A 17,335-nucleotide genomic window follows, 5' to 3' on the forward strand; every position below is an offset into this window, starting at 1 on the left:
AAAAAAGTCTCGCTCATCGGCAAAACATTTGGCTGGGATATTCATAACATCCTAAAACAGCAAAATCGGTTAGCTGCCGGTTGCGGAATGAGGGCAGACCACGGTCCGCCGGACAGATTCCACGCACTTTTTTTACTACAAAACGTCGAGGTTGATATGCAACAAGAAGCATTGGGTATGGTTGAAACAAAAGGTCTGGTCTCCGCCATTGAAGCCGCAGATACCATGGTGAAATCCGCCAACGTCACGCTGGTCGGCTACGAAAAAATTGGTTCCGGCCTGGTGACCGTGATGGTGCGTGGCGATGTTGGTGGAGTGAAAGCAGCCACCGACGCAGGCTCCGCAGCCGCCAATAAAGTCGGCGAACTGGTTTCCGTGCATGTAATTCCTCGCCCGCATACCGAAGTGGAAAAAATTCTGCCAAAGGCACTGGGCTGATCCCTAAACCGCGAGGATTATTCCTATGAGAGATAATCTTGTCGAACAGATTATATCTGACGTGATGAACAAGCAGAGCGACGCGCCACGTGCTGGCAAAACGCTCGGCAGCATCGCGGGCTGCAGCCTGACCGAATTTGTCGGTACAGCGCTAGGCCACACCATTGGTCTGGTGATCGCCAACGTGGATCACCAACTGCATGAGCTGATGAATATCGATAAAAAATTCCGTTCCATCGGTACTCTCGGCGCACGTACTAGCGCAGGCCCGCACATTTTTGCCGCTGATGAAGCAGTGAAAGTCACCAACAGCGAAACCCTGATCATCGAACTGGCACGCGACACCGAAGGCGGTGGCGGGCACGGCTGTATGATAATCTTCGGTGCGGAAGACGTCTCCGATGCCCGCCGCGCCGTGGAAGTCGCCCTGAACGAAATCGATCGCACCATGGGCGATGTGTACGGCTCCCCAGCCGGTCACCTGGAATTCCAGTACACCGCACGCGCCAGCTTTGCTCTGAACAAAGCCTTCGGTGCCCCCATCGGTAAATCTTTCGGCATGACCTGCGCCTCACCGGCTGCTATCGGCGTGGTGATCGCAGATACCGCCGCCAAGGCTGCCGTGATCGAACCGGTGGGATATGCCAGCCCGAGCAAAGGCACCAGTTTCAGTAACGAAGTGATTTTCACCTTCGCTGGAGATTCTGGCGCAGTACGCCAGGCGGTGATCGCCGCCCGCGAAGTCGGTTTGCAATTGCTGTCCACGTTAGATCCAACGGAAATCAGATCGACAACAACGCCGTATATCTGATCCGTCAGGCGCGCTCGCGTGCCGTGCGATGTGGGGAAAGGAACCAAAAGATGAACGACCTTGAAATCGCCCAGGCGGTCTCCACCATCCTGAGCAAATACAGTAACCCCGCCGCGTCCGGCGCGGGTGCAGCCACTGCCCCAAACCGGCATGGGTAACTACGAGGACAAGCTGACCAAGAATCGCATCGCAGCGCTGAAAACGCCGGGCACGGAAGATCTGGCCACCAAGGCCTGTAACGGTGACGGTGGGCTGACATTGATCGAGTACTCCGCGTTCGGCGTGGTGGGATCCATTACGCCCACTACCAACCCGACGGAAACCATCAACAACAACAGCATCGGCATGCTGGCGGCAGGCAATACCGTGGTGTTCAGCCCGCACCCGCGCTCGCGCAACGTATCGCGCCTCGCGGTGCGGCTGATCAACGAAAAGCTGGCGCAGTTGGGTGCACCGGCCAATCTGGTGGTCACCGTGGCAACCCCGTCCATCGACAACTCCAACGCCTTGATCAAAGACCCGCGCGTCAACCTGCTGGTAGCAACAGGTGGCCCGGCGATTGTGAAAACGGTGATGTCATCGGGCAAGAAAGCCATCGGTGCCGGTGCGGGTAACCCGCCTGCAGTGGTGGATGAGACGGCCAATATCGAACGGGCTGCGCGCGATATCATCAAGGGGTGCAGCTTCGATAACAATCTGCCGTACGTGGCGGAAAAAGAGGTGATCGTTGTTAATCAGGTGGCGGATTATCTGATCCACTGCATGAAGAAAAGCGGTGCTTACCTGCTGTGCGACAAGCAGTTGACCCAGCAGTTGCAAACACTGGTGCTGAACGAGAAAGGCACGGGCCCCAATACCGCGTTTGTCGGTAAAGATGCGCGTTTCATCTTGCAGCAACTGGGGATCTCCAGCGCACCGGACACAAAAGTTATCCTGATCGAAACGGAAAAAAATCACCCCTTTGTGGTGCATGAACTGATGATGCCGATTCTGCCAGTGGTCCGAGTCGATAACGTCGATGACGCTATCGATCTGGCCGTCAAAGTGGAACACGGCAACCATCATACCGCCATCATGCACGCCACCAACGTCGAAAAACTGACCAAGATGGCAAAACTGATTCAAACCACCATCTTTGTTAAAAACGGGCCGTCTTATGCCGGCATCGGCGGCGGCGAAGGGCATGCCACCTTCACCATCGCCGGGCCAACCGGGGAAGGGTTGACGTCCGCACGGTCGTTTGCCCGCACCCTCCGTTGTGTGATGGTGGAATCGCTCAATATCCGTTAATCGTCGCGAGGCTGAGGGTAATTTTCCAATGAAAACACGAATCATCAATGCACCAACACCCGACATCGTGGCGATGCTGAAGCGAAGAATGCCCGGCGAATTCCGCTCACGGCTCGATCTGTTGCGCATTGACGCCATTGGTCTGCTGATGCTGCCGGTACCGGATCTCTACTTCTATGCCGATCTGGCCAGCAAAAGCGCCAATGTGGTGGTTTCGGAAATCTTTAGCAGTTGCCCTCAGCACATCACGACGCTGGCAATCTTTGGCGAAGTCGCTGCGGTCAACGAGGCCATGCGGATGATCGAAAATGACAACACGGCATTCTGAGAACCAACCTATGAAAAAAATACTGCTGTTAGCGGGTGATTTTTCTGAGGATTATGAAGTCATTGTGCCATGGCAGGCATTAAGCGCATTGAGTTTCCGAGTGGGCGCCGTCTGTCCGGGAAAGCGCGCAGGCGAATTTATTAAAACCGCCATTCATGATTTTGAAGGCGATCAGACCTACAGTGAAAAGCCCGGACATCTGTTTCAGCTGACCGCGTCGTTTGATGAAATTCGTTTGCAGGACTATTGCGGGTTTTATATTGCTGGCGGACGCGCGCCTGAATATTTGCATCTGAATAAATCCGTACTGAATATTGTCCACTATGCGTTTAATTTTTCCGTGCCGATTGCCGCTATTTGTCACGGTCCACAAATATTGGTGGCCACGGGCGTTTTAAAAGGCCGAACCCTGACCGGGTATTTCACCATGAAACCAGAAATCGAATTGGCTGGCGGTATTTATCGTTCTGCTGTCGATGACGAAGCCGTTCTCGACGGCCATCTGGTTACGGCAACTACCTGGATGGGGCACCCGGCGCTGTTGCGTCAGTTTATTTCGTTGATTGGAACTACTGTGCACCATTGATATTTCGCACAGTGTGTATTCCCTACCCAGAATAACACTCGTTGAATAACGAGAATAATGACGGGTATAGCAATTTTCCAGCAGTCTGGGTATGCCTTTTTCCCCGAAGGATGCCTCTGTATTGCTTACATCATGAATAATTTTAAATATGTAGGAGTCCTGGATATGTTAGAGAAAGGTTTTTCCAATCCGACCGACCGCGTTGTCAGACTGAAAAATATGATTCTGACGGCAAAGCCCTATGTCGAATCTGAACGCGCCGTATTGGCAGCCGAAGCCTATAAAGAAACCGAAGGCTTACCGCCGATTATGCGTCGCGCCAAAGTGGTAGAAAAGATATTCAACAATCTGCCCGTGACCATTCGCCCAGATGAATTGATCGTTGGTGCGGTAACCAAAAACCCGCGCTCTACTGAAATCTGCCCGGAATTCTCTTACGACTGGGTGGAAAAAGAGTTCGAGACCATAGGCTCTCGTATCGCTGACCCGTTTATCATTCCTAAAGAAACCGCTAAAGAGCTGCATGATGCCTTCACCTACTGGCCGGGCAAAACCACCAGTGCGCTGGCAGCATCCTATATGTCCGATGCCACCAAAGAGAGTATGGCGAGTGGCGTATTCACCGTCGGCAACTATTTCTACGGCGGCGTCGGCCACGTCAGCGTGGACTACGGCAAAATTCTGAAAATCGGTTTCCGCGGCATTATTGATGAAGTACAGCGCGCGCTGGAAAAACTGGATCGCAGCTCACCGGATTACATTAAAAAAGAGCAGTTCTATCACTCCGTGATCATCAGTTACACCGCGGCGATCCGTTACGCTCACCGCTATGCAGAACATGCGGCACAACTGGCGCAACAGGAAAGCAACCCAACGCGTAAGCAAGAGCTGCTGCAAATTGCGCAGAACTGCCAGCGCGTACCGGAATTCGGCGCATCAACCTTCTGGGAAGCGTGTCAGACCTTCTGGTTCCTGCAAAGCATGTTGCAGATTGAATCCAGCGGTCACTCCATCTCTCCGGGGCGTTTCGACCAATACATGTATCCGTATTACGCCGCCAACAAAAACATCACCAAAGAATTCGCGCAGGAACTGGTGGATTGCTGCTGGATCAAACTGAACGACATCAACAAAACGCGTGATGAAGTCTCGGCGCAGGCTTTCGCGGGTTTCGCTGTGTTCCAAAACCTGTGCGTGGGTGGGCAAACGGAAGACGGGCGCGATGCCACCAATGAAATGAGCTACATGTGTATGGAAGCTACCGCACATGTTCGCTTGCCGCAGCCCTCTTTCTCGATCCGCGTATGGCAAGGCACACCGGACGAATTCCTGTATCGCGCATGCGAAGTGGCACGTCTGGGGCTCGGCGTTCCCGCCATGTACAACGATGAAGTGATCATCCCGGTACTGCAAAACCGTGGCGTTTCTCTGCATGATGCGCGTGATTACTGCATCATCGGCTGTGTGGAACCGCAAGCGCCGCACCGTACTGAAGGCTGGCACGATGCCGCATTCTTCAACGTCGCCAAGGTGTTGGAAATCACGTTGAACAACGGACGCGTTGGCAACAAGCAACTGGGGCCGGTCACTGGCGAGCTGCCGCAGTTCGGTAACATTGAAGATTTCTACACCGCGTTCCAAAAACAGATGGCGCACTTTGTCCATCAGTTGGTCGAAGCCTGTAACAGCGTGGATATCGCGCACGCCGAGCGCTGCCCACTGCCGTTCCTCTCTGCCATGGTGGATGACTGCATCGGTCGCGGTAAATCGTTGCAAGACGGTGGCGCGATCTACAACTTTACTGGCCCGCAGGCCTTCGGCGTGGCCGATACCGGTGACTCTGTTTACGCCATTCAGAAACAGGTGTTTGAAGATCGCAAACTGACGCTGCAAGAGCTGAAAGGCGTGCTGGATGCTAACTTCGGTTACCCGGTGGGTTCTGCACCTCACGCTGCTGCGCCGAAATCGTCACTGAATGAGCAAGATGTATATGACATCGTGAAACGTATCGTGGAACAGAACGGTACGCTGGATCCGTCGGCGATCAAGAACGAAGTCTATCGTCAGCTTTCTACCAGCGCACCGGCAACCCCGACCTATGGTGCCAGCGAAAATCGCCATCAGGAAATTCGCCGCATTCTGGAAAGTACACCGTGCTTCGGTAACGACATTGATGATGTTGATCTGGTGGCACGTCGCTGCGCGCTGATCTACTGCCAGGAAGTAAAGAAATACACTAACCCGCGTGGCGGCCAGTTCCAGGCCGGTATCTACCCGGTATCCGCTAACGTGCTGTTCGGTAAAGACGTCGCGGCGCTGCCCGATGGTCGTCTGGCGAAAGAACCGCTGGCAGACGGCGTTTCACCGCGCCAGGTCAAGGACACATTGGGCCCAACGGCGGCAGCGAACTCAGTAGCCAAACTGGATCACTTCAGCGCCTCCAACGGCACTCTGTATAACCAGAAATTCCTGCCTTCTGCACTGGCCGGGGACAAAGGACTGGTGAACTTCGGCGACATGGTAAGAAGCTACTTTGATCGGAAAGGGATGCACGTCCAGTTCAACGTGGTGGATCGCAATGTGCTGATCGATGCACAGGCTCACCCGGAAAAACACAACGATCTGGTGGTACGCGTAGCCGGTTACAGTGCCCAGTTCGTGGTGCTGGCGAAAGAAGTACAGGACGACATTATCAGCCGAACGGAACAGCACTTCTGATGCGTTGCTGAGGGTCGGGGCGATACCTGCCGGTATCGCCCCGGATTCACCACATTCCCGAAGGTACGCGTCGCCCATGAGCCATGTTATGAATAAAGTACAATATGAAACGGAAGGCGTGATTTTTAATATTCAGCGCTATTCCCTGCACGATGGTCCTGGTATCCGTACCATCCCCTTTTTTAAAGGCTTCCCGCTCTCTTGTAAATGGTGCAGCAACCCGGAATCACTGCGCCCAAATCCTGAGCTGCTGTTCAAAAAGAATGACTGTATCCACTGCGGTAAATGTCTGGAAGCGTGTCAGCATCAGGCGCTTTCCATCACCGCACCGCATTTTGTCGATCGCCAGCGCTGTGTTAACTGCGGCGATTGCACGCGCGTGTGCCCGACCGGTGCACTGGAGATGAAAGGCAAGCGCGTCACCGTGCGTGAGGTGGCGCAAGAGCTGCAAAAAGAAGAGAACGTGTATCGTCGTTCTGGCGGCGGCATTACACTTTCCGGCGGCGAGCCGCTGGCGCAGCCGGAATTCGCCCGCGAACTGCTGAAAGCCTGTAAAGAAAAGGGCTGGCATACCGCCATTGAAACCACCGGGCTGACGTCTGAACAAACAATTGAAGACATATTCACTTGTATTGATTTTGCTCTTACTGATATCAAGGCAATCAATCCGGCCGTGCATCGCTGTAATACCGGGGTGGATAATCAGCGTATATTAGAAAACCTGATCAGAATTTCATTTATTACCAAAACCATCGTGAGAATTCCGCTGGTGCCCGGAGTGAATGACAATCGCGAAGAAATTCATGCTATCGCCGAATTTGCCCGCATGATGTCAAATGTCGACACCATTCATTTATTGCCTTATCACACCTACGGTGAAAATAAATACACGTTACTCGGCCGTGAATATCCGATGGACGATGCGCCCAGCGTGCCGGAAGAAACGGTAAATAGCCTCAAGCGGGAAATCGAATCATTGGGTTTCCAATGCCATATTGGGGGGTAATCGCACAGTATAACGGTAATATTTTGGCATTCATCGGGAAATGTATTTTCACATTTCCCGATTTTTAGTTCGTCACTATTAAAAAATTATTCTTTTTTACATCAATCATATCCGACGTTATTGCCTTACGTCGCTTATTTATTTTCTTGTACCCACACAATCAAGGTGAGTGTAATGAACAGCATGGATATTTTAGTCGCTTTCGGCGGCGGTATTTTCGGTGCCGCGAGGCGCCCTTGCGGCCTTTGAGTTTGTCGGCCTCCTGGTGATTGCCATGGCGATATCGCAAATTGTCACCGGCAGTGCCACCACATTTATTCAGTTTCCCTTTGGCGTATTCGGCCCACACGTCGGCGGTTTTGCTGCCGGGGTTGCGGCAACCGCCTATGCGGCGAAAAAAGGCAAACTGGCTTCCGGTCGAGATATCACCGCCGGGTTAAGCGGTTTGGGCGCACCCGATGTGCTGTTGGTCGGCGGTGCGTTTGGTGCAATCGGTTTTGTGATCGCCTGGCTGTTCAATCAGGTGCCCTCCTTCTCTTCTGGCTTGGCGTGGACCGACACGGTAGCGTTAACCGTGGTGATCTCCGGGATGATCGTGCGGTTGATGTTCGGGACTACCGGGCTGCTGGGCACACCGCAAACCGGGATTCGTCGCTGCTACCCGCCACAGGATCAATGCTGGATGCCCTATCACAGCCGCATTCCGCAGTTGTCAGTATTGGGCATCGGCATTAGGTTGATGGCCGGTTATCTGGGTCATACGTTCGGTGGCAGCGGCGCGTTGCTGGCCTTTGGGATTTCAGCGTTCTCGCTGGTATTCCTGCATTTTAATACCCAGGTGCCGGTTTCCCACCACATCGCCCTACCGGCTGCACTGGCGGCGGCGGCCTCCGGCAGCCTGATCTGGGCCGCAGTGGTCGGCATTCTGTGCGCACTGCTAGGCGAACTGATTTCCCACCTGTTTTTGGTTCACGGTGACAACCATATCGACCCACCGGCTTTCACTATCGCGATAATGACGACGCTGGTAAACCTGCTGGCAACCATTGGATTTTTTGCAGCAATACCGTTGTTTTGATTTTGGGTTCCCCGGTATTGATGGTCTCAAGACCTGGGGAGATTTATTTACGTGCAGTGTACGGTTTCGTGCGCGAAAACCACGGTGTCTCTCTGCCACTCTCGTGGCACGCGCCCGACACGGGGTGTGCAGTCGCCCACACCCCAAATAACAAGAACAAAAAAATACCCGGCGGTTGCCAGGGATAGCGGGAAGAGAAACCACGCAGTGATTATTTGTCGCCCTTACGCGGTGTGTTCTTGCTCGTCGGACGTGGCGTCGGTTTTTTCGCGGGCAGCTCAGGATCTGCCTTTAGCGCAACGTCCGGCGCAGCAGGTGCTTCCACAGCCGGTTGTGGCGCAGGCGCTGGCGGCTCAAAGATATCCCCGCATGACGACCGATTGTCGCTCGGCTCAAGCGTCACCACCGGAATAGTGGTCTCTTTCGTTTCTGGTTCAGGCGCTGTGGGTGCGTGATTGCCGCTTCCGGTGCACGCGGCTCTGGTTTGGCAACGCCTACCGTCTCTGCCGAGTGCGTGATGGCTTCAATCCCTTCTGCGGTACGCGCAATCACCTTATGTGCATACACCTGCCCCACTTTGCCCGCAGCAACAATCGCCGCATTGACGGCCCCCACTTCCCCTTCCAGCTTCACGGTGACCATGCCGCCGCCTTCCGTCAGCTCATAGCCGACCAGATTGACGTTGGCGGATTTCACCGCCGCATCCGCTGCCTCAACGACCACAGTAAGCCCCACGGTTTCTATCAGACCCAAACTTTGCTTAGCCATAAGCGATTCCTGTTTACCTTTATGCCAATAAAGCCGCATCCTGCAACAATGCGGCTTTATCGGTGAATTCCCAGGGAAAATCGGAGCGCCCGAAATGCCCGTAACATGCCGTGTGGCGATAATGCGGTGCCAGTAAATCGAGCGATGTAATCATGCCGTAGACGCTGAGATCGAAGTGTGCTTCCACCTGTTGCTGCAACCGAGCGCTACTCACCCGCTCAGTGCCAAACGTGTTGATTCGCACCGCCACCGGGCGCGCTACACCGATAGCCCAGGCCAACTGCACCTCACAACGCGCCGCCAATCCAGCAGCTACGATATTCTTGGCCGCATAACGTGCCGCATAGGCCGCTGAACGATCGACTTTGGAAGGACACTTGCCTGAAAACGCGCCATCCCCGTGACAAGCCGCGCCGCCATAGGTATCGACGATAATTTTGCGTCCGGTAAGCCCGCAGTCACCCACCGGCCCCCTGTGACAAATGCCCCGGCTGGATCGACCAGAATACGGGTATGCGGCGTCAGCCAGCGTGTGGGAAGAACCGGCTTGACGATCTCTTCGATCACCGCCTCGCGTAGTGTTTCAAGCGAGACATCAGGAGCGTGCTGCGTGGAAATGACAATGGTGTCTGCCGCAATAACCTGACGATCGCGGTAGCGCAGCGTCACCTGGCTTTTGGCATCTGGACGTAAAAAGGGTAAGCGACCGGATTTACGTAACTGCGCCTGACGCGCCATCAACTGATGCGCATAGACCAAGGTTGCAGGCATCAATTCCGGCGTTTCATCCGTGGCGTAGCCAAAGGTAATCCCCTGATCGCCGGCCCCCAACTCGGATAACGCCTCACCCTGAATGCCGTTCGCAATATCCGGTGATTGCCGACCAATCAGGTTTAACACACCGCAGGTGTTGCCGTCGTAGCCGAGCGAAGAGTGGTTATAACCGATCTGTTTGATGGTGTGGCGCACCACGCTTTCCACATCAATGGATGCGGTGGTGGTGATTTCTCCCGCCACAATGGCGACACCGGTCTTCACCAGACATTCGCACGCCACGCGGCCCCAGGGATCTTGTAGCAACACCGCATCCAAAATCGCATCGGAAATTTGATCGGCGATTTTGTCCGGGTGGCCTTCTGCCACCGATTCGGAAGTAAACAGGTACTCGTCCACGCAAGCCTCGCCCCACTGAGAGTATCCCGCTATTTTACTCGGGGGGGGGGGGGGGGCGATGTGCTCCGGTGAACTTTCTTGCTGTCAGATTGGACTATTTTGCGTTATCACCGTGCGGGTAGCACTACGCTGCTCCCCGCTTCCGGCGGGGCTATCTGCGGGTTGAATACCATCAGCTTGCGGTAGTCGGATGGTGACATATTGGTCTCTTTCTTGAAGATGCGGCAGAAATAGTTTGCATCCTGATACGCTAGTTCCAACGCGATGGTGTTGACCTTTAAGTCACTGAATTGCAGCAGAGATTTGGCGATTTTTATTTTTCGGTTCGCCACATAGGTAGAAAACCCGGTACCAGTGGCCTTCTTGAAGGCGCGGCTCAGATAACAGACGCTGACAAAGGCGCGTTCGGCGATATCATCCAGCGTGATATTGCTGAAAATATTCTTCTCAATGTGGTAACGCGCGCGTTCGATAAAATCCCCCTGCGGCGCCGCGTTTTTAAATGCTCGCTCAAACAGCGCTCCGCTCAGGGTAAATACGCCGCGCAGAATGCGATAGTAAAGCCCTTCCGTCAGACCGCGCCCGGCGACTTCGCGCATCACCCCTTTCAGCGCCGTGGAATGAGCGGCGGCAAACTTATCGCCCTGCGCCGTCACGTATTGGTCTAACAGCGCAAGAAAATCCACCACCGTCTGGCGGCGATCGCCGGATTTATCCCAGTAGGCACCATCAATAGTCTGAAACACCAGCTCATTCCAGGCGGGATAATCGCCGTCGTCGATCAGGGCAAACACTTTCTGTTTCAGCTCGCGCGTCACCTGATTATCCTGCTCATCGTAATGCAGCACTTTCTTGATCACATCGGTCATGATGCTCTGTTTGACCGGCTTGAGCAGGTAATCATCCACTTTCAGGCTTAACATGCTGCGCACAATATCGAAGTCATCATTGGCGGTGGTGACGATCACCTTGGTCTGATCGTTTTTACGACGCAGGTACTCAATCACCTCTTTACCGTTCGGCAGCGGGATATTGATATCCACCAGGATCATGTCGATGTGATTAAGCTGATCGATCAGTTGGATGGCTTTGCGTCCGGTCGATGCTTCATGAATGGTGGCATTTTCGATGTGCTCCGAAATCATGCAGCGCAGAGATTCAGATTCAATGTGTTCATCTTCCACAATCACAAAATTGTACATTGTGTTTCTCCCCGGATTAATGGACTTCCTGCATCGGGAAACGCAGTTTGATAGAGGTTCCCTGCTTCGGTTTATGCGGACTGGCAATCTCCAGACCATAACGCTCACCGAACAGCAACTGAAGTCGATTTTGAATGTTGTTGATACCGATGCCGCCCTTTTGGCGATTCTCATTACCGGAGAGAATATGCTCGATATCCTGTGGCGAAATACCATCGCCATTATCCGTCACTTCAATAATCACATCGCGGCCATCGTCGGTGGCTTTAATGTGAATGTGACTTTTTATTTCTCGCGGCTCGACCACGTAGTTAAAAAAGTTTTCCACCAGCGGCTGCAAAATAAGAAAAGGGCAAATCACATCCAGATATTTATCCGGGATACTGAACATATAATCAAAACGGTCGCTCATACGGACTTTTTGAATCGATATGTAGCTATTGACGTAATTGATTTCATTACGCAGGGTGATAAGCCCGTTGTTACTCTTGCGCAACAAATAACGCATCATATCTGAAAAATCGTGCACCATATTTTCGGTGCGCTGCGCGTTCTCCAAAAACGCCAAACGACCAATGGTATTGAGCACGTTAAACAGAAAATGGGGGTTGATCTGGTAAGACAGCGCTTTAAATTCCGCCTCGTGTAGCGAACGCTCAATGTCCACCCATTTGCGCAACTCATTGGTCAGCGCCAGATCTTTTTGATGCAATTCCCGCTGGATATTGTTGGCGTAAGCCTGCTCGACCAGGTAAGACGCGACATGCAACAGCGTATAGGCGGTAGATTCAAAACACTCGTAGGGCATGCGTTTGGTGTTTTCATGCAAATTCACCAACATGGGGTTCTCTTCCCACACGCCATTTTCCGCCAGAATATAGGGGATTTCTGCCTCTTTTGAGGTTTCAACTTTGACCTGACCGGAGATAAACGCACCCAGGTAGTGGTTGTCAATCATGATCGGCACTGCAAACTCGACGAATCCGCAGTAGCAGCGATACACCACGGGGCGGCAAGCCGCCATAGCCGCCCTTCCTCCGGCGTCATCGCAGTCGTAACAGTGTTGAGCTAATGCAGGATTACGTCGCGAACGGGCGCAAAAATCGGAAAATCCGCTGGGTTTGGTGACGGGGACACCTTTCTCATCAACAACCACCAATGCAATCATCATGGATTTGCTGAAGTTATCCTGCAACGTTTGCAGTCGTTCAACGTCAAGGATTTCTTGCAATAGGTATTTGTTGTTCATAATGCTCTTTTCTGTCAGTCAGACACCGTGTCTGAGATACCGTTTTCGCCCCTCCGCCGCCGTAGGAATATCCCTTCAAATCCTATTGATAACGGTTTTATATTATTTACTATCTACGGTAAGGATGCTATGACCTATCTCACACAGTGCCATTGCCACAAGAATGACAAGAAATTACACCTGAAAATGTTTATTTTTTTTGAGCCCGATCGACTCTCGCACTACAGCGAAGAAGATGTATGCTGCCCGCATGACGGCCAGCATACCAATAAGACCAAACAGCATATTGATGACTGCATTGGCTCGCAGCGCTCTGGTATCTAAGCTCGCAGCACGCAGCACATGATGAGCCAGCAACGCCGCCAGCGGCGCGTAACAGGACAGAATATAGGTCAGCAACTTTCCTTTTGCGAGGCTGAAAAACAGCAGCGGCATGAGTGTCCAGCCCAGCAAATAGATCAGGCCGCTATTTTCTTTCCTGCCACGCCAGCCCTGGCGCAGCGCACCGGGCAGGAACCCGAGCCAAGGCAGCGCGCCCAGCAGAAACAGCGGCAGGTAGTATCAAAACAACGCGCGGTGCTGCGCCCCCTCTTCAGCAAAACGTTGGATATGCTCTACCCAGAAGAAGTAGTGCCAAAAGGTCGGTTCACGCTCGGCGATGGTCAGCGCCCAGGGCAAAGTTACCGCCGCAGCGCTCAGCACCGCCAACGGACCAAACATCAGCAGCGATTTCCACTGTTTCTTTTCTGCCACCCACGGCAGCACGCTGATGACAGGCACGGCCAGCACCAAAAAGCCTTTGGTCATCACCCCCATGCCGCAGGCCAGACCAAGCAGCAGATACCCGATAACCTTTTTGAGCACGGACTCGGATTTAGCGGCATACCAGAAACTACACATAGCAAGCGTAAGCCACAGCGCAAGCATGGGATCGAGCACCGCATAAGTCCCGACGCCGTAAACCAGCAAACAGGAAAGGTAAATCACCGCCGCGAGGAGTGCAGTACGCTTGTCCCGCCAGATCCGCCACGAAAGCCACGCCACCAGACAGGCAGTCAACGTGGAGGAGAACAGCGATCCGGCCCGCACCGCGAAATTGGAATCGCCAAAGAGCCATTGACCCAGATTGTTGATCCAGTAACCGGCGATTGGTTTTTCAAAGTAACGAATACCTAAAAAATGCGGCACCGCCCAATCGCCCGACACCAGCATGCCACGGCTGATTTCCGCATAACGGGTTTCATCCGGTTGCCAGAGCAAACGATATTCAATCGGAATGAGATAGTAGAGCGCCCACAGTGCAGCGAGCGCAAGCGAGTATGTTACAGCCTTCATAACTAAACGACCTGATATTGTTGACTATTCAACCACTGTTGGCACCCCAGACACCCTTCCCGTCCTTCAATGGCACGGCGCACTACGTGCCCTACGGGCAAGTCTTCCTCGGATGCTGGGAGCAATTCCCCTAGCGGACAAAACTGAAGCCCTTCCAGACGCGCCATAGAGAGCAGCGCCGAGAATTGCTGGTGAAAAGCAATGCCCTCTACCTCCGCGTGCACGGTATACACAGGCGTGCCACGTGCACTGTGCATGGCATTGAGCAAATAGCGGTTGAACTGCTGCGGTTGCACGGTGGAACCGACAACCTCATCCCAGGTGGGCAATGAGACAGGAATCTGAACGGTACCTAGTGTGCCGTCCGCCAGGCGGGGACGAAATGGTGTGCTTCCGCGACAGTCGCTGTTGTAGCGGAAACCAAAGCACTGCTTGGCCTCAATGACGCGCTGATCCGCCCGCCATCCAGCCACGGCGGAACAGGTGACGGCCTGACCCAGCAGATCCTCAAGCGCTGTTTTACCCCGTTCGATATGGCGGTGTAACTGCTCAGGACGCCATATGCTCGCCCAGGTTTGCCAGGAAATGATCCCAGGCATGGAGCCCTACCTCATGGAAGAGCGCCGTTTGTTGCATGACGCCCGCGTTACCACGCCCAATCAGTCGGCCCGGCCAGGCGGTACCCGCCAGCAGGATATCCCATCCATACAGAGAAACGGCATTGGAGCGCAGCATCTTCCACAGAAACGCCGGCTTTACCAGACGCCAAAGGTGACGCCCCATATTATCGGGCCCAACGCTGAAAAAGACGCTTGCGCGTACGTCATGCAGATTCAGGATCAATTGCGTAATCGCACGCGAGCTGCCGATTCGTGCCGCATCCAGGCTATCAAGCCGTGGTCCCATCCAGTTGAAGGGGCGAAACAGCGTAAAACGCAGTCCCTGCTTTTCACCATACGCCCAGATCACACGATCCAGCAGTTGCTTCGATACCGAATAGATCCAACGCTGTTTATTAATCGGTCCAACAACCAGCGATGAGCGATCTTCATCGAATACCTTATCGCTGCACATGCTATACACCTCCTAGGTGGAGGGAAAGATGATGCGCTTTTGGTGTTTGACGCAACTGCGTACGATTTTCAGGTTCTCTTCAAAATCCAGTTCGAACACCCGCAGCAGATTACGCGTGTATTCAATCGGCGTGGCAATAGCAACCAGCGGCAGAATGACATCACATTTCTTGATGTGATACTCAATCCACTCCGAGTGGATAGTGATATCGCCTTCAACAAAGTGAAAACGCGGGTTTAGCAGAAAACGGGCAATGGCATCAGAACCGATATCCAGGCCGTATACTTCGTAGTTTTCATCTTGCAGCAACCGTTCCGGCCGATAAAGCCGTTTACGCCGAGGATCAACACGCGTACGCGCTTAGGCCGCAAAGGCAAACAGGCGTTCAGTCTGGCACCTTCCACCATGCCGACGGTTTGCGCCAGCTGTTGTCCGGCCATAAACACACTGTTGTCACTCTGCCCGGTCACAATCTCTAGCGCATCGCTGCCGCAGGCAACCACCAGCGGTGAGACCGACAGTACCGTTCCGCTCGGCGCCGCAGGGAAATCTTGCCGCAGACGCGAGGACCACACCGTCAAGAGTGTCTCTCCGGCATAGCAAAAGGCTCCCGGCCACGGGTCCGTCACGGCACGTACCAGGTTGTGCAATGCTTGTGCCGGTGTGACCAATCCATCCGCCCCGCTTCAGGCGTGCGTCGAGTGACATAGCTGGCCTGCGCGTGATCCTGCTCCTGCTGCGGATAGTTACCGGATTTAATCATCGGCAAAATATCGTACAACAAGGTTGTTTGCCGATTCGCACAGCTTATGATGCAAGCTGAGCGCGTTGTCATCGCCAGCAATATCAACCTGATTTTGCGCCACAATCGGCCCAGCATCGGGTTCCGATGTCATACGGTGCAGCGTAACGCCCATTTGCGTCTCTCCGTTAACCAACACCCAATTCAGCGGTGCGCGGCCACGATATTTCGGCAACAACGAGCCGTGCAGATTAAACGCGCCCAAGGATGCGCATTGCAAAATCTCTTCGCTCAGCACATTGCGATAATAGAAAGAAAAAATGGCCTGCGGTGCGAGCGCACGAATGCGTTCACGCCACAGCGGGTGATTCACATCTTCCGGTGTATAGACAGGAATACCCGTTCTGGCGGCAATACGTGCCACCGAGCCGAAAAAAGGATTTTCACCGGGCGCATCCGCATGGGTGAAGATAGCACTGATACGGTATCCTGCGGCCAGCAAAGCATTAATGCCCACGCATCCCATATCGTGGTAAGCAAAAACTACGGTATTCATTTCAAATTACTCTCTGGCAAATCTCGTCTTCGCGGGCTTCGCGCTTAACGACACGTTGTACAAAATAGCGGGGGCGAGCACGCACATCGTCGTAAATGCGTCCCATATATTCACCGAGCAGCCCCATACCCACGAACTGTGCACCAACAAAGCTGAACAGAAAGGCGAACAGCATAAAAACGCCTTCTACCGCCCATTCGGGCCCTAATATCAGGCGCAACACTACCAACACGAAGGTCAGCAAGAACCCTAACAGCACAATGGCGCTGCCAATCACGCTTAGCAGACGCAAAGGCGTTGTCGTCAGGCAGGTCACCAGGTCATACATCAGGCTTATCAAGTCGATAACACTGTACTTTGAATCACCGTGCAGACGTAGACGTTCGGCATGCTCTACGGGAATCTCAGTCGCCTTACGCGCAAAGATATTGGCAAGAATGGGGATAAAGGTGCTGCGTTCGTGGCAGGTCAACATGGCATCGACAATATGGCGTCGATAAGCACGCAGCATACAGCCGTAATCCCCCATGATCTTGCCGGTTGTGCGCTGGATAAAGCGGTTTATCAGACGCGACGCCATTTTACGAAACAGGCTGTCCTGGCGGTTTTGGCGCACAGTGCCCACCACGTCATATCCTTCGTCAGCCTTTGCCACCAAACGCGGGATCTCTTCTGGCGGATTCTGGAGATCGGCATCCAACGTTATGATCAAATCGCCCTAGGCATGGCTAAAACCTGCCATAATGGCGGCATGCTGGCCGTAATTCCGGTTAAGTAATACGGCGATCACGTGGCTACCCGGCATTTGGCTGGATTGCGCCATCAGCCGCGTCGAGTTGTCGCTGCTGCCATCATCAACCAGGACAATTTCATAGTCTCGCAGGTAGCCACCGTGCGCTGGATAAGCGTGGGCAGGCTCTCCTGCTCGTTAAATACCGGGATGACAACCGAGACTTTTTTATCGGTGGCAAGGTAAACATA

General features: G+C 53.6%; 11 protein-coding genes and 6 pseudogenes. 8 read left to right on the forward strand and 9 right to left on the reverse strand.

Features of this window, described 5'->3' with window-relative positions:
• The first annotated feature begins 156 nt into the window (after positions 1-156).
• From grpH to ACMZI0_RS01135, 8 genes and pseudogenes are all read left to right on the forward strand, one after another.
• The gene (grpH, locus tag ACMZI0_RS01100) at positions 157-438 is read left to right on the forward strand and encodes a propanediol utilization system shell hexameric protein GrpH (protein WP_415671629.1); all 282 of its coding nucleotides are present in this window, start codon (positions 157-159) and stop codon (positions 436-438) included.
• 25 nt (positions 439-463) lie between these two features.
• Positions 464-1,249: a propanediol utilization microcompartment protein PduB gene (pduB, locus tag ACMZI0_RS01105; protein WP_415671630.1), complete on the forward strand. Its 786-nt coding sequence runs from the start codon at positions 464-466 to the stop codon at positions 1,247-1,249.
• Between the two features lie 141 nt (positions 1,250-1,390).
• Positions 1,391-2,539: pseudogene (locus ACMZI0_RS01110) on the forward strand (aldehyde dehydrogenase family protein); the annotation flags it as partial.
• A 28-nt stretch (positions 2,540-2,567) separates the two neighbouring features.
• The gene (locus ACMZI0_RS01115; RefSeq protein ID WP_415671631.1) at positions 2,568-2,867 is read left to right on the forward strand and encodes a BMC domain-containing protein; all 300 of its coding nucleotides are present in this window, start codon (positions 2,568-2,570) and stop codon (positions 2,865-2,867) included.
• A gap of 10 nt (positions 2,868-2,877) precedes the next feature.
• Positions 2,878-3,453 carry a DJ-1/PfpI family protein gene (locus ACMZI0_RS01120; protein WP_415671632.1) on the forward strand — a complete coding sequence of 192 codons (576 nt, stop codon included), beginning with the start codon at positions 2,878-2,880 and terminating at the stop codon, positions 3,451-3,453.
• A 165-nt stretch (positions 3,454-3,618) separates the two neighbouring features.
• Complete coding sequence (gene grpM, locus ACMZI0_RS01125; protein ID WP_415671633.1) at positions 3,619-6,171, forward strand: glycyl radical diol dehydratase GrpM; 2,553 nt, start codon at positions 3,619-3,621, stop codon at positions 6,169-6,171.
• 88 nt (positions 6,172-6,259) lie between these two features.
• Entirely contained in the window at positions 6,260-7,177 is a 918-nt protein-coding gene (locus ACMZI0_RS01130) for a glycyl-radical enzyme activating protein (protein WP_415671634.1), read from the forward strand.
• A 220-nt stretch (positions 7,178-7,397) separates the two neighbouring features.
• Entirely contained in the window at positions 7,398-8,255 is an 858-nt protein-coding gene (locus tag ACMZI0_RS01135; protein WP_415671635.1) for a permease, read from the forward strand.
• 211 nt (positions 8,256-8,466) lie between these two features.
• On the opposite strand, the gene ACMZI0_RS01140 is transcribed toward ACMZI0_RS01135, so the two are convergent.
• The 9 genes and pseudogenes from ACMZI0_RS01140 to arnC form a co-directional block, all read right to left on the reverse strand.
• Positions 8,467-8,661, reverse strand: a complete 195-nt coding sequence (locus ACMZI0_RS01140) for a hypothetical protein (RefSeq protein WP_415671636.1) — start codon at positions 8,659-8,661, stop codon at positions 8,467-8,469.
• On the reverse strand, positions 8,655-9,023 hold the full coding sequence (locus tag ACMZI0_RS01145; protein ID WP_415671637.1) for a BMC domain-containing protein: 369 nt from the start codon (positions 9,021-9,023) through the stop codon (positions 8,655-8,657). The genes ACMZI0_RS01140 and ACMZI0_RS01145 overlap by 7 nt, the downstream gene beginning before the upstream one ends.
• A gap of 19 nt (positions 9,024-9,042) precedes the next feature.
• A pseudogene (metK, locus tag ACMZI0_RS01150) lies at positions 9,043-10,196 on the reverse strand (methionine adenosyltransferase).
• Positions 10,197-10,303: 107 nt separating this feature from the next.
• Positions 10,304-11,398 carry a response regulator transcription factor gene (locus tag ACMZI0_RS01155; RefSeq protein ID WP_415671638.1) on the reverse strand — a complete coding sequence of 365 codons (1,095 nt, stop codon included), beginning with the start codon at positions 11,396-11,398 and terminating at the stop codon, positions 10,304-10,306.
• A gap of 16 nt (positions 11,399-11,414) precedes the next feature.
• Positions 11,415-12,647 (reverse strand): PocR ligand-binding domain-containing protein, encoded by a 1,233-nt coding sequence (locus tag ACMZI0_RS01160; protein WP_415671639.1) that lies wholly within the window; start codon positions 12,645-12,647, stop codon positions 11,415-11,417.
• Between the two features lie 249 nt (positions 12,648-12,896).
• A pseudogene (gene arnT / locus ACMZI0_RS01165) lies at positions 12,897-13,982 on the reverse strand (lipid IV(A) 4-amino-4-deoxy-L-arabinosyltransferase); the annotation flags it as partial.
• A gap of 2 nt (positions 13,983-13,984) precedes the next feature.
• A pseudogene (arnD, locus tag ACMZI0_RS01170) lies at positions 13,985-14,834 on the reverse strand (4-deoxy-4-formamido-L-arabinose-phosphoundecaprenol deformylase).
• Positions 14,811-16,354 (reverse strand): annotated as a pseudogene (gene arnA, locus ACMZI0_RS01175) (bifunctional UDP-4-amino-4-deoxy-L-arabinose formyltransferase/UDP-glucuronic acid oxidase ArnA); the annotation flags it as partial. The pseudogenes arnD and arnA, both read right to left, overlap by 24 nt.
• Before the next feature lies 1 nt (position 16,355).
• Positions 16,356-17,334, reverse strand: a pseudogene (gene arnC / locus ACMZI0_RS01180) (undecaprenyl-phosphate 4-deoxy-4-formamido-L-arabinose transferase).
• Between the last annotated feature and the right edge of the window lies 1 nt (position 17,335).

Source organism: Symbiopectobacterium sp. (assembly GCF_047692315.1).
Lineage (GTDB): Bacteria > Pseudomonadota > Gammaproteobacteria > Enterobacterales > Enterobacteriaceae > Symbiopectobacterium.